The organism is Halomonas sp. ABH4_019, from assembly GCF_056159885.1.
Genome location: NZ_JBSWWC010000001.1, coordinates 1,085,659 through 1,098,457, shown reverse-complemented (window position 1 = coordinate 1,098,457; position 12,799 = coordinate 1,085,659). Strand labels below are relative to the sequence as shown.

The window sequence follows — 12,799 nt, the reverse complement described above, 5'->3', positions numbered from 1 at the left end:
GACCGTGATGCCGTTTTCACTGTGGATGTCCCTGGCCGCGATCTGCGCCATGGGAGCCATGTCGCCGGGGCCGAGCCTGGCATTGGTGCTGCGCCATACCCTGGGTGGGGGGCGGCTGCCGGGCATCATGGCGGCGCTGTCCCATGCGCTGGGGGTGGGGCTCTATGCGCTGCTCACGGTCTGGGGGCTGGGCGCGCTGATCGTGCGTTTCCCGCTGCTGTTCCAGGCGCTCACCTGGGGCGGGGCGGCCTACCTGGCCTGGCTGGGCATCAAGGCCCTGCGGGCGGGACGCGCCGGGGCCCTTCAGGCCGATGCCATGGTCACCACCGGTGGCCAGGCGGCCCGGGACGGCATGCTGGTGGCGCTCGGCAATCCCAAGCTGATCCTGTTCTTCGTCGCCCTGCTCAGCCAGTTCGTGACGCCGGACATGAGCCTGGCCGCCCGGGCCATCATCGTGCTGACGGCGATGATCATCGACGGCGGCTGGTACGTGCTGGTGGCGGTCGGCTTGTCCCATTCGCGGGTGCTGCCCTGGCTGCAGGCCCGTTCCCACTGGATCAACCGGGCGACCGGGGTGCTGCTGCTGGCCCTGGCGTTGCGGGTGGTAGCGGGCCCCCTCCACTGACGATGGGGATGATCGCTCGCCGGCCGGCCGCGTGGTGCCCGTCACCCCCGAGGGAGCTTGCCGACCGGATGTCCCCGCCATGAACGTCTCTTCGGCCCCGACCCTGGCGATGGTGCTCGAGGACGACGCCGATGCCGCCGCCGCGCTGGCGGTGCAGCTTCGGGTGCTGGGCATGGAGACCCGCTATTGCCGCCATGCGCGTCACCTGGTCGATGAGGTCATGGCGCGACGGCCGTGCCTGGTGGTCATCGGGCTGGCCTTCGGCGAGCGTGACGACATCGTCGCCTTGAGGCATCTCGCCGAGTGCGGCTACGCCGGCAAGGTGCTGCTGCTCAGCGGCGTCGAGCGCAAGGTGGCGCGCATCGCCGAACGGCTGGGCGAGTCCCTCGGCCTCGACATGCTGGCCTCGCTGGACAAGCCCATGCTGCTCGCCGAGCTGCGCGAGCGGCTGGATGCCCTGGCGCGGCCGGCGACGCCCGACCCCGGGCAGGACCGGCCGCTGTTCCGGCATGACGAACTCGACCAGGCCTTCGAGCGCCAGCAATTCATCCTCCATTACCAGCCCCAGTTCGACCTGGCGACGCGTCGGCTCTCCGGCGTGGAGGCCCTGGTGCGCTGGGCGCACCCGGAGCTCGGCGTGCTGGCGCCCGGTGAGTTCCTGCCCTGGCTGAACGCGGCCCAGGGCCGCCGGTTGACCCGATGCGTGCTGCAGCTGGCCATGCAGGATGCCGCCCGCTGGCGCCGGGACGGGGTGCACCCGTCGCTGTCGCTCAACGTGACGCCCGACGACCTGCTGTGCCCGGAGCTGGTCGAGCTGGTGAGGGCCGGCTGGCGATCGTCGGGCGGCACGCCGCTGGTGCTGGAGATCACCGAGTCGTCGTCGATGGAGGACGAGCTGCTCGGCAGCGAGGTGGCCACGCGGCTGCACCTGGCGGGCCTCGAGGTCTCGGTGGACGATTTCGGCGTGGGTTTCTCCTCCCTGGCGCGACTGCAGCGGCTGCCGATCAGCGAGCTGAAGATCGATCGCAGCTTCGTCGGCGGCTTCCTGGAGGACGTGCAGGATGCCGCCATCGTCGAGGCCGTGGCGCTGCTCGGTCGCCGCCTGGGGATCCGGGTGGTGGCCGAGGGCGTGGAGGACCTCGCCTGTCTCGAGCCCCTGGCGCGTTTCGGCTGCACCCATGTCCAGGGCTTCGGCCTGGCCCGGCCGCTGCCCGCCGACGAGATCCCGCCCCTGGCCGGGCATGCCGCGCCGTTAACGCCGGCCGGCGGCTAGCCGGGCAGGCGGTCGAGCAGGGCGCCCAGCGGCGCTTCCCCGGGCAGCACGCCGTAGGCGGAGCTCGCGGCGCCGAGCCGGCTGCCACAGAAGGTCCGGCCCACCGCCTCCGGGGCGTGGCGCAGCAGCAGCGCGGCCTGCAGGCACTGGGCCAGCCGCTGGGTCAGCCAGCGGGCGCGGGGCTCCAGCGCCTCCGGTGCCTCGCCCATCAGGCCTTCCAGCTCCGCCAGGGCGCGGTCGAGCTCGGCGGACGTCCCCTTCACCGCGGCGAACTCCCGCTGCAGCGCCTCCCGGGCCTCGGGATGTCGGCCGAGCACGCGCAGCACGTCCAGGCAGATCACGTTCCCCGACCCCTCCCAGATCGAGTTGACCGGTGCCTCCCGGTAGAGCCGCGCCAGGGGCGTCTCCTCCACGTAGCCGATGCCGCCCAGGCACTCCATGGCCTCGGCCAGGAAGCCCGGCGCGCGCTTGTTGTGCCAGTACTTGGCCAGCGCCGGCAGCAGCCGGGCCAGGGCGCTTTCGTGGGCGTCGCCCCGGGCGGCGCCGTCGAAGGCCCGCGCGGTGCGCATCACCAGCGCCACCCCGGCCTCCACCTCCAGGGCCAGGTCGGCGATCAGTACCCGCATCAGCGGCTGCTCGGCCAGCCGACGGCCGAAGGCCTGGCGTTGCCGGACGAAGCGCCAGGCCTCGACGAGGCCCTGGCGCATCATGGCCACCGGGGCGGTGGCGGCGTCCAGCCGGGTCTGCTGGACCATCGACAGCAGGGTCGCCACGCCGCGGCCCGGTTCGCCCAGGGGCTCGGCCCAGGCGCCGCGGTACTCGATCTCCGCCGAGGCGTTGGCGCGGTTGCCGCACTTGTCCTTGAGGCGCTGCAGCTCGATGGGGTTGCGGGTGCCGTCCGGGGCGAAACGCGGCACCAAAAAGGCGCCGAGCCCGTCCTCGGTCTGGGCCAGGGTCAGGAAGGCATCGGACATGGGCGCGCTGCAGAACCACTTGTGGCCGGTCAGCCGCCAGCCGTCGGCCTCCGGCTCGGCGCGGGTGGTGTTGGCGCGCACGTCGCTGCCGCCCTGCTTCTCGGTCATCGCCATGCCGAAGGTCAGGGCGCTCTTGCGCTCGGCGGGCAGGGCGCGGGGGTCGTAGTCCCAGGCCAGCAGGCCCGGCGCCCACTCGGCCCGCACCGTGGGCGAGGCGCGCAGCGCCGGCATGGCGGCGTGGGTCATGGTCACTGGGCAGCAGAAGCCCGGCTCGGCCTGGGTCAGCAGGTAGAGGGCGGCCACGTGGGCCTGGTGGCCGCCGCGGCCTTCCTCCTGCCAGGCCACGGCCTGCCAGCCGTGGTCCATGGCCAGGTGCATCAGCTCGTGATAGGCGGGGTGGTAGGCGACCTCGTCCAGGCGGCGGCCGTGGCGGTCGAACAGGCGCAGCTCGGGCGGATGGCGATTGGCCGCCTCGCCCAGGGCCTGCACCCGCTGGCTGCCCACCTCGCGGCCCAGCGGGGTCAGGCGACGGGCCACCCAGTCCGGTGCCTCCCGGGCGAGGGCTTCCTGGAGCGGCAGGTCGTCGGCCAGGGCATCGCGGTCCTCGGGGGGCGGTGGCTGGTTGGTCACCGTATGGGTGGCCAACCGGTCGCGGGGAGCATGATCCTGCATGATGGGTCTCCGGCAGGCGGGCTTACCTGAGCATGGTGCCTGCCGGCGGGGCGGTCAAAGGCCTGCCGGGCGGCCTACAGCGAGCTGCGTACCGACCACAGCTCCGGGAAGAACTGCAGGTCCAGCGCCTTGACCAGGTAGTTCACCCCCGCGGTGCCGCCGGTGCCGCGTCGATAGCCGATGATGCGCTCCACGGTCTTCATGTGGCTGAAGCGCCACTTCTGGAAGTTGTACTCCAGGTCGACCAGCTTCTCGGCCAGCTCGTAGAGGTCCCAGTGGGTCGTGGTGTCGCGGTAGACCGCCGCCCAGGCGGCCTCCACCGCGGGCGAGGCGGCGTAGGGCTCGGCCCAGTCGCGCTCGAGGTGGCTCGCGGGGATATCGAAGCCCCGTGCGGCGAGGCGCTGCAGCACGATGTCATAGAGGCTCGGCGCCTCCAGCACCGTCTTCAGGTGGGCATAGTGCCGGGGGTGGCGGCGGTGGGCCTCGATCATCCTCGCGTTCTTGTTGCCGAGCAGGAATTCCAGCTCCCGGTACTGGTAGGACTGGAAGCCCGAGCTCTGGCCCAGCTCGTCGCGGAAGCCCGAGTAGTCCGCCGGGGTCATGGTCACCAGCACTTCCCAGGCCTTGATCAGCTGCTCCTGGATGCGGGCGACCCGCGTCAGCATCTTGAACGCCGGGCGCAGGTGGTCGCGGCGGATGTGCTCGGCGGCGCCGTGGGCCTCGTGGAGGCACAGCTTCATCCACAGCTCCGAGGCCTGGTGGATGACGATGAACAGCATCTCGTCGTGCTGATCGGAGCGCGGGTGCTGGCAGTCGAGCAGCGCCTCGAGGCCCAGGTATTGGCCGTAGCTCAGGTCCTGGTCCCAGTGGATGGCTTCGCTGTCGAGGTCGACGCTCGAGCGTGGTGGGCGAGGATCGGTCATGGCGGTCTCCCGGGTGAGTAAGCGGTGGCGGCACTGGCTCGACTCTACTCGGCGACAGCGTGGATGGGGATGACCCGCCATGGACGCTGCGGCGTGTCGGCACCGAGCCGGTCGGGCGTGACCCCTCGGGCACGACTGGGTAGGCTGAAGGCATTTCTCCGGAGAGCCCGTGATGACCGACGACGCCCTGGCCCCCGCGCCGCTGCCCGCCCCCCGCATCGCCGACGAGAGCATCCAGCTGGTGGACGCCCGCAACCGGCCCTGCGGCAGCGCCCCGCGAGCCACCATGCGGCGCTACCGCTACTGGCATCGCGCCACCTACATCGTGGTGCGCAACAGCGCCGGCGAGATCTGCGTGCAGCGCCGCACCCTGACCAAGGAGGTGTTTCCCGGCGGCCTCGACCTGGCCGCCGGCGGGGTGGTCGGGGCCGGCGAGGCGGTGCACCTGGCCGCCCGGCGCGAGCTGGCCGAGGAGCTGGGCATCGTCGGCGTGCCGCTGCGCCACGTGCTGGAGTTCGTGCATGCCGCCGGGGGGCATCACATCTTCGGCAGTGCCTATCTGGTGGACCATGACGGCCCGCTGCGGCTGCAGGCCGAGGAGGTCGCCGAGGTCTCCTGGCATTCGCCCGCCGAGGCCCTGGCGCTGGATGGCGTGACCCCGGACACCCGCCAGGCCGTGGAGGCCCTGTGGCGGGCTGGCCGGCTCGGGGAAGCGTCGTGACCCGCCGGGCGCGGGGACTGGCACCGCGAGGCGCGGCGTGGCATCGTGTCGGTATAGACAGTGAGCCGGCGCCATGAGCATTCACGATCACGACTGCCGCACCTCCCGTGGCGAGCCCTTCAACCTGCGCGCCCTGCGCGGCCAGGTGCTGCTGATCGTCAACGTGGCGAGCAAGTGCGGCTTCACGCCCCAGCTGCGCGACCTCGAGCGGCTCTATCGCCGCTATCGCGATCGCGGCTTCACCGTGCTGGCCTTCCCCTGCAACCAGTTCGCCCACCAGTCGCCGGAGACGGCCCAGGCCTTCTGCGCCTTCGGCGAGCGGGAATACGGCGTGACCTTCCCGATGATGGAAAAGATCAGGGTCAACGGCCACCACACCCATCCGCTGTTCGTGGAGCTCAAGCGCGCGGCCCCCGGCGTGCTGGGCACGGGGATGATCAAGTGGAACTTCACCAAGTTCCTGGTGGGCCGCGATGGGCGGGTGATTCGCCGCTTCTCGCCCCGGGACGGCGAGGCGGCGCTGGTCGAGGCCCTGGAGAAGGCCCTCGACGAAACCTGAGGGTGACAAGACAAGGACGACGCTTCGCCGACGACCCGGCTGCCTTCACTCGCGAAAGCGGTCCGCGCCTCTCGCCGGCTCAAGAGGGCAGGTCTTCCCCCCGGGCGATCATCAACCGTTCGATCAGCTCGTTGAAGCGGTGGCGGGCCATCATGGTGGTCAGCCCCGAAAACAATGCCCAGGTCTTGCGCCGCCAGCCGGTCAACCGCAGGTTGTGGGCCACCAGGCGCTTCATCAGCTGGTAGTCGTCGAAGCGGCGCCACTCTCCGGTCACCGACATCTGCTGACGGGTCAGCACCGGGGCCAGTTCCAGGCGGAACACCCACTCCAGTTCCCGCATGTCGAGGCCGTGGCGCTCGATCTCCTCGATCATGCGCGCGTAGTCGGACTCGCGGGGTTCCCGCTCCAGCCATAGCGGCGCCAGCGCCAGCCAGAGGTCGCCGCGGGTGTCGACGAGGGTCTGTGCGTCCATGGGATCTCCTGGCGGAAGGGGAATGCCGAGCATCCTGCCCCAGCCGGCGGCGTCGCTCAAGGGCGGACAGCGCCCATCGAGGTCGCTAGAATGTCGCCACGTACGAATTCCATTTCATCGGGGCGGCGACCGTTTGCCACCCCGCTGCGAACGCCAAGAGGTCTCACGTGATCATCAAGCCCAAGGTCCGCGGTTTCATCTGCACCACCACCCATCCCGTCGGCTGCGAGCAGAACGTGCTCGAGCAGATCGAGGCGACCCGCGCCCGGAAGCTGGACAAGAGCGCCGGGCCGAAGAAGGTCCTGGTGATCGGGGCCTCCAGCGGCTATGGCCTCTCGGCGCGGATCACCGCCGCCTTCGGCTACGGTGCCGATACCCTGGGCGTGTTCTTCGAGAAGCCGGGCACCGAGCGCAAGCCGGGCACCGCCGGCTGGTACAACGCCGCGGCCTTCGACAAGTTCGCCAAGCAGGAAGGGCTGTACAGCAAGTCGATCAACGGCGATGCCTTCTCCCACGAGGCCCGCGACAAGGCCATCGAGCTGATCAAGCAGGACCTGGGCCAGGTCGACCTGGTGGTCTATTCGCTGGCCTCGCCGGTGCGCAAGCTGCCGGACAGCGGTGAAATGAAGCGCTCCAGCCTCAAGCCGATCGGCGAGACCTACCGCGCCACCGCCATCGACACCAACAAGGACGCCATCATCGAGGCCGAGGTGGAGCCGGCCACCCAGCAGGAGATCGACGACACCATCGCGGTGATGGGCGGCGAGGACTGGGAGCTGTGGATCGACGCCCTGGACAAGGCCGGCGTGCTGGCCGAAGGCGCCAAGTCGGTGGCCTTCAGCTACATCGGCACCGAGATCACCTGGCCGATCTACTGGCACGGCGCCCTGGGCCGCGCCAAGGAAGACCTCGATCGCGCCGCCGGCGAGATCAATGCTCGCCTCGAGCCAAAAGGCGGCGGCGCCAACGTGGCGGTGCTCAAGTCCGTGGTCACCCAGGCCAGCGCGGCGATTCCTGTGATGCCGCTCTACATCGCCATGGTCTACAAGGTGATGAAGGCGCAGGGCCTGCACGAGGGCACCATCGACCAGCTCAACCGCCTGTTCGGCGAGCGGCTCTATTCATCGCAAGGGCAGGGCGACAGCGCCGATACCGACGAGGCCGGCCGCCTGCGCCTCGACGACTGGGAGCTGCGCGACGATGTCCAGCAGGCCTGCAAGGATCTGTGGCCGCGGGTGACCACCGAGAACCTGTTCGAGATCACCGACTATGCTGGGTACAAGCACGAGTTCCTGAAGCTGTTCGGCTTCGAGCGGGACGACGTCGACTACGACGCCGACGTGAATCCCGCGGTGGAATTCGATGTCGTAGAGCCGTAGGGCCCGGCGCGCCGGCGCCCTGCCTCCCGATCCTCGAGCCCAGGAGGTGCGCATGGATACCAGGGAAAGCAAGACGCCGGAAGAAGCGCTGGAACACCTCCACGAGGTCAGCCAGCCCGAGGACTATGAGCATCCCGAGCCGGACGAGGACCAGCCCGAGGCCCGCGAGCCCGACCACGGCATGGCCTGGCTGCTGCCCGCGATTATCGTCGTGGTGGCGGTGGTGGTGGTCGGCATGCTGGTGATCGGCATGGCCGGCTGAGTCATCGTCGTTTGCGCGACGCCGGGCTTCCCGCCCGGCGTCGTCGTGTCCGGGCGGCTGTTACGCTCGGCGCCGACGGCCTAGAATGGGGCTTTCATCGCCCGCGAGAGAGTCCCCATGCCCGACGCTCCACCCCCTGCCCCCGCCGTGCCCGTGTCCCGGCATGTCGGCGTGGTGGTGCTGCCCGGCTTCTCGCTGCTGGCCCAGGCCTGCGCCACCGAACCGCTGGTGGTGGCCAACCGCCTGGCGGGGCGCAGCCTCTATCGGCTCTCCACCTTCGCCGTCGACGCCCGCCCGGTGGCCAGTGCCGCCGGCCAGGCGCTGCTGCCCCAGGCCACGGCCGGCGAGCCGGACCAGGCCCTGGACATGCTGCTGGTCTGCGCACCCGGGCCGCTGTCGGGCAGCGTGCCCGAGGCGCTGCTCGAGTGGCTGCGGCGCCTGGCCGCCGCCCGAGTGGTGCTGGGCGGCATCGGCGGCGGCACCGAACTGCTGGCCCGGGCCGGGGTGCTCGAGGGCTACCGGGCGACCCTGCCCTGGACGCGCTTCGAGGCCTTCGCCCGCGACCATCCCCGGGTGCGGCTCTCCCAGCAGCTGTTCGAGATCGACCGCGACCGCCTGACCTGCGGCGGCGGCACCGCGGCCATGGACATGATGATGACGCTGATCGGCAGCCAGCACGGCGCCGAGCTGGCCGAGCGCATCTCCGAACACTTCGTGCTCGAGCGCATCCGCATGGGCGACGAGCCCCAGCAGGTGCCGCTGCGCACCCGGCTGGGCAATGCCCCCCAGAGCCTGATCGACGCGGTGGCGCTGATGGAGTCCAACATCGAGGAGCCGCTGACCACCCACGAGCTGGCCGAACACCTGGGCATCTCGCGGCGCCAGCTGGAGCGGCTGTTCAAGAAGTACCTCCAGGCGGTACCCAGCCGCTACTACCTCAACCTGCGCCTGCAGCAGGCCCGCAAGCAGCTGCGCGAGAGCGACCGGCCCGCCGGCGAGATCGCCCTGCAGACCGGCTTTTCCTCGGCGGCCCACTTCTCCACCGCCTATCGCAACCACTTCGGCATCACGCCCCGGGAAGAGCGCCTGGGCTGACGACGCTTGGGAGGGCATTGCACCCGATGGCCGAAATGGTCCGCATGTTGACCGGTCGGGGCACTCGCCGTGGACGTCACGGCGCTATGGTGATCGCTCCGCTCCCCATGAGAGACTCGACCCATGACCACCGCCCTGCTGCTGATCGATGTCCAGGCTTCCTTCCCTGCCCGCGACTACTGGGACGAGGCCCTGGCCGGCCCCTGGCGCGAGCGCCAGCGCGCGCTGCTGGATCTGGCCCGTGAGGGGGGCCTGCCGCTGATTCGCATCCTCCACGAGGAGCCGGGCAGCGGCACGCCCTTCGATCCCGAGCGTGGCCTGATCCGTCCGCTGGACGGCTTCGACGATCCTGCTGCCGCGACCTTCCACAAGCGTGCCCATAACGCCTTCACCGACACCGGGCTCGAGACCTGGCTGCGCGAGCGCGGCATTCGCCGGGTGGTGGTCGGCGGCATCCGCACCGAGCAGTGCTGCGAGACCACCACGCGGGTGGCATCGGACCTCGGCTTCGCGGTGGACTTCGTCGGCGAGGCGACCCTGACCTTTCCCATGACGCGCCACGGCCGCACCTGGAGCGCCGAGGAGATTCGGGCGCGCACCGAGCTGGTGCTGGAGGGGCGCTTCGCGCGGATCGTCGATGTGGCGACCCTGCGGAAGGAGTGGTGCGGTGTCGCCGCCTGAGCGGAGCGAACTGCGGGTCGGGGTGCTGATGCTCCCCGGCCAGGTGCCGCTGGACCTGGTCGGGCCGTTGCAGGTGCTGCACGCCGCCCAGAAACTGGCGGGCGGCCTGGCGATCCGTTACTTCGGCCCCCGCGCGTCGCTGGACTGGCTGGGGCCGCTGACGCTCGGCGGCATCGAACCGCTGCCGCCGGCGCTCGAGCCGCTGGACCTGCTGGTCGTGCCCGGCCAGTACCGGCGCGGCATCGATCCCGCCCTGCAGCCGGCCTGCGTCGACTGGCTGCGTCGCCAGGCCGGCCAGGCCGATACCCTGATGGGCATCTGCTCGGGCTCGCTGCTGATGGCCGAAGCGGGCCTGCTGGATGGACGGCGCTGCACCACCCACCACACCCTGCTGGCGCGGCTACGCGCGCTGGCGCCCGACGCCCGGGTGCAGGGCGACTGCATCTTCATCGAGGACGGGCCCTGCCTGACCAGCGCCGGCATCTCCACCGGCATCGACACCATGCTGCACTGGCTGACCCGGCGCCTGGGGCATCGCCTGGCGCTGGCCGTGGCCCGGGAGATGGTGCTCTACCTGCGGCGCAGCGGGCACGAGCCCCAGCTGGCCGGCTGGCTCGCGGGGCGAAACCATGTCGACGAGCGCATCCATCGCCTGCAGGACCAGCTCTGCGCGCGGCTCCGGGAACGCTGGACCCTGGCCGCCATGGCCGATGCCGCGGCGATCAGCGAGCGCCACCTGCGTCGCCGCTTCGTCGCCGTGGCGGGCATGGCGCCGGGAGACTACCTGACGCGGCTGCGCTTGCAGCTGGCGCGCCAGTTGATGGAAGAGACGCCCTGGAGCCTGGCGCGCATCGCCGGGGAGGTCGGGTTAGGCGACGATCGCCAGCTCAGACGCGCCTGGAAACGCCTCGAGGCGGAGTCGCCCCAGGCATGGCGCCGTCGCCATGCGACGTCGGCTTGAGCCCGGCAATATTGTCAGGCTGTGTTTGAAAAGTCGGCGAGCGAAGGATAGACAAGGCAAAAATCAGCGAGAAAGCGGAGTTTACGAGCTGTAAATGAGCATTTTGAGCTGATTTTTAACGACGTATAGCCGAGCGCAGTCACTTTTCAGACATTGCCTTTGCGCGCCAGCAGGGCACGGAACAGCGACCCCATCATCACCGGCCGGTCGGCCTCGATGACGAAGCCGGCCCCTTCCAGCAGTGGCCGGGCCTGGCGGGTGATGTCGGTGGCGATCGCCGAGGTGGTCAGGTTCAGCGCCCGCCGGCCCAGCCCGGCCGGGCGCTCGTCGGCCTGGAACTTGTCCATCACGCACAGCTCGCCGCCCTCGGCCAGCACCCGATGGGCCTCGGCCAGGCCGCGGGCCGGGTCGGGCATCACCGCCAGGATCAGGTGCATCACCACCGCGTCGAACTGGCCGTCGGGATAGTCGAGCGCCTCGGCGTCCATCACCTCGGCCTCCACGTCCCGCCCCAGGGCCTCGGCCCGGCGCTCGAGGCGCCGCAGCATGGCCGGGGACAGGTCGGTGGCGTGCAGCTCGATGTCCCGGGGCAGCCAGGGCAGGTCGAGTCCGGTGCCGGCGCCCACCAGCAGCACCCGCATCCCGGGGCGCCAGTGCGCCTGGCCCAGGGCCTCGCGCCGCGCCCGGCGAAAGGCGCGCTCGGCCACGGCATCGTAGACCGGCGCATAGAGGTCATAGCGCAGGCGGTTCCAGGCGGTGGTGTTGAGCATCTCGTTCTCCTCGGTCTCGCGTCACCTTAGCCGATCCCGCCCGGCGGCGCGCCGCGGCGCTCCTGCCTTTTTCACAAATCGCCGTCCCATTGCTGAAAGCCTCCCCGGGAGGCGCTCCCTATACTCGAATGATCCGATTCATCCTGAACGAGCCTGGCTCGAGACAACGGAGAACGACATGACCCAGACCCCGACCCGCAGCGATTTCGACCAGTACATGGTGCCCAACTACGCGCCGCAGAAGGCCATTCCGGTGCGCGGCGAGGGCAGCCGCCTGTGGGACCAGGAAGGGAAGGAGTACATCGACTTCGCCGGCGGTATCGCGGTGAACTCCCTGGGCCACTGCCACCCGGTGCTGGTCGATGCCCTCAAGGCGCAGGCCGACAAGCTGTGGCATCTCTCCAACGTCTATACCAACGAGCCGGCGCTGGCGCTGGCGCGCTCGCTGGTCGAGCGCACCTTCGCCGACAAGGTCTACCTGTGCAGCTCCGGCGGCGAGGCCAACGAGGCCGCGCTCAAGCTGGCGCGTCGCTGGGCCCACGATACCCACGGCGAGCACAAGCATCGCATCGTGTCCTTCTACCAGTCCTTCCACGGCCGCACCTTCTTCACCGTCAGCGTCGGCGGACAGCCCAAGTACTCCCAGGGCTTCGGTCCGGTGCCGGGCGGCATCGTCCACGGCGAGTTCAACGACCTGGACAGCGTGCGCGACCTGATCGACGGCGATACCTGCGCGGTGATGGTCGAGCCGATGCAGGGCGAGGGCGGCATCCTGCCCGCCGAGCCGGCATTCCTGCAGGGCCTGCGCGATCTGTGCGACGAGCACGATGCGCTGCTGATCTTCGACGAGGTGCAGACCGGCGTGGGCCGCAGCGGCTCGCTGTTCGCCTACATGGAATACGGCGTGACCCCGGACATCCTGACCAGCGCCAAGTCGCTGGGCGGCGGCTTCCCGGTGGGCGCCATGCTGACCACCGACCGCATCGCCCCGGCCATGGCCATCGGCACCCACGGCTCCACCTACGGCGGCAACGCCCTGGCCTCCGCCGTGGCCCTGGCCGCCGTGGAGCACATCGACACTCCCGAGGTGCTGGACGGCGTCAAGCAGCGCCACGACCTGTTCCGCGAGCACCTCGAGGCGATCAACCGCAAGCATGGGGTGTTCAAGGAGATCCGCGGTATGGGCCTGCTGATCGGCGCCGAGATGAGCGACGACTACCACAACCGCGCCAAGGACATCCTGCCGCTGGCCATCGAGGAGGGCCTGATGGCGCTGGTCGCCGGCCCCAACGTGCTGCGCATGGCGCCCTCGCTGGTGATCCCCGAGGCCGACATCGCCGAGGGCATGGCGCGCCTGGATCGGGCCATCGCCCGGCTGGTGGCCGCCCAGTGAGCCGCGGCCACGCCATGCAAGATCCGGAACCATCCGCGG

14 protein-coding genes are annotated in these 12,799 nt (G+C 70.5%); 10 read left to right on the top strand and 4 right to left on the bottom strand.

All coding sequences use genetic code 11. From position 1 onward, the window contains the following. Positions 1–7: 7 nt before the first annotated feature. Entirely contained in the window at positions 8–625 is a 618-nt protein-coding gene (locus ACXAFN_RS04975; protein ID WP_474986720.1) for a LysE family translocator, read from the top strand. Between the two features lie 79 nt (positions 626–704). Then, positions 705–1,898 (top strand): EAL domain-containing response regulator, encoded by a 1,194-nt coding sequence (locus tag ACXAFN_RS04970; protein WP_474986718.1) that lies wholly within the window; start codon positions 705–707, stop codon positions 1,896–1,898. Here the strand turns inward: ACXAFN_RS04970 and ACXAFN_RS04965 are convergent. Together ACXAFN_RS04965 and kynA are read right to left on the bottom strand one after the other, a co-directional pair. Next, positions 1,895–3,544 (bottom strand): acyl-CoA dehydrogenase family protein, encoded by a 1,650-nt coding sequence (locus ACXAFN_RS04965; RefSeq protein ID WP_474986716.1) that lies wholly within the window; start codon positions 3,542–3,544, stop codon positions 1,895–1,897. The two genes, ACXAFN_RS04970 and ACXAFN_RS04965, sit on opposite strands and share 4 nt — an antisense overlap. 74 nt (positions 3,545–3,618) lie before the next feature. Further along, entirely contained in the window at positions 3,619–4,467 is an 849-nt protein-coding gene (gene kynA / locus ACXAFN_RS04960; protein ID WP_474986714.1) for a tryptophan 2,3-dioxygenase, read from the bottom strand. 172 nt (positions 4,468–4,639) lie between these two features. Here kynA and ACXAFN_RS04955 point away from each other — a divergent pair, with 172 nt between their 5' ends. Both ACXAFN_RS04955 and ACXAFN_RS04950 read left to right on the top strand, forming a co-directional pair. Beyond that, entirely contained in the window at positions 4,640–5,188 is a 549-nt protein-coding gene (locus ACXAFN_RS04955) for an NUDIX hydrolase (protein WP_474986712.1), read from the top strand. 73 nt (positions 5,189–5,261) lie between these two features. Beyond that, positions 5,262–5,747 (top strand): glutathione peroxidase, encoded by a 486-nt coding sequence (locus tag ACXAFN_RS04950; RefSeq protein ID WP_474986710.1) that lies wholly within the window; start codon positions 5,262–5,264, stop codon positions 5,745–5,747. 79 nt (positions 5,748–5,826) lie between these two features. Here the strand turns inward: ACXAFN_RS04950 and ACXAFN_RS04945 are convergent, their stop codons facing one another. Then, on the bottom strand, positions 5,827–6,219 hold the full coding sequence (locus tag ACXAFN_RS04945) for a DUF7079 family protein (RefSeq protein ID WP_474986708.1): 393 nt from the start codon (positions 6,217–6,219) through the stop codon (positions 5,827–5,829). Between the two features lie 167 nt (positions 6,220–6,386). Between ACXAFN_RS04945 and fabV the strand changes: the two genes are divergently transcribed. The 5 genes from fabV to ACXAFN_RS04920 all read left to right on the top strand — a co-directional run bounded on the left by fabV (position 6,387) and on the right by ACXAFN_RS04920 (position 10,597). After that, a complete protein-coding gene (gene fabV, locus ACXAFN_RS04940) occupies positions 6,387–7,598 on the top strand; it encodes an enoyl-ACP reductase FabV (protein WP_474986707.1) in 1,212 nt (403 codons plus the stop codon). Between the two features lie 52 nt (positions 7,599–7,650). Next, positions 7,651–7,860: a hypothetical protein gene (locus tag ACXAFN_RS04935; protein ID WP_474986705.1), complete on the top strand. Its 210-nt coding sequence runs from the start codon at positions 7,651–7,653 to the stop codon at positions 7,858–7,860. 117 nt (positions 7,861–7,977) lie between these two features. Beyond that, complete coding sequence (locus tag ACXAFN_RS04930) at positions 7,978–8,955, top strand: GlxA family transcriptional regulator (protein ID WP_474986703.1); 978 nt, start codon at positions 7,978–7,980, stop codon at positions 8,953–8,955. 123 nt (positions 8,956–9,078) lie between these two features. Beyond that, positions 9,079–9,636 (top strand): isochorismatase family protein, encoded by a 558-nt coding sequence (locus tag ACXAFN_RS04925; RefSeq protein ID WP_474986702.1) that lies wholly within the window; start codon positions 9,079–9,081, stop codon positions 9,634–9,636. Further along, positions 9,623–10,597 carry a GlxA family transcriptional regulator gene (locus ACXAFN_RS04920; RefSeq protein ID WP_474986700.1) on the top strand — a complete coding sequence of 325 codons (975 nt, stop codon included), beginning with the start codon at positions 9,623–9,625 and terminating at the stop codon, positions 10,595–10,597. Before ACXAFN_RS04925 ends, ACXAFN_RS04920 begins: the two co-directional genes overlap by 14 nt. Before the next feature lie 146 nt (positions 10,598–10,743). On the opposite strand, the gene ACXAFN_RS04915 is transcribed toward ACXAFN_RS04920, so the two are convergent. Next, positions 10,744–11,367 (bottom strand): class I SAM-dependent methyltransferase, encoded by a 624-nt coding sequence (locus ACXAFN_RS04915; RefSeq protein ID WP_474986699.1) that lies wholly within the window; start codon positions 11,365–11,367, stop codon positions 10,744–10,746. A gap of 178 nt (positions 11,368–11,545) precedes the next feature. Here ACXAFN_RS04915 and ACXAFN_RS04910 point away from each other — a divergent pair, with 178 nt between their 5' ends. Continuing rightward, entirely contained in the window at positions 11,546–12,760 is a 1,215-nt protein-coding gene (locus tag ACXAFN_RS04910; protein ID WP_474986697.1) for an aspartate aminotransferase family protein, read from the top strand. Positions 12,761–12,799 lie beyond the last annotated feature (39 nt).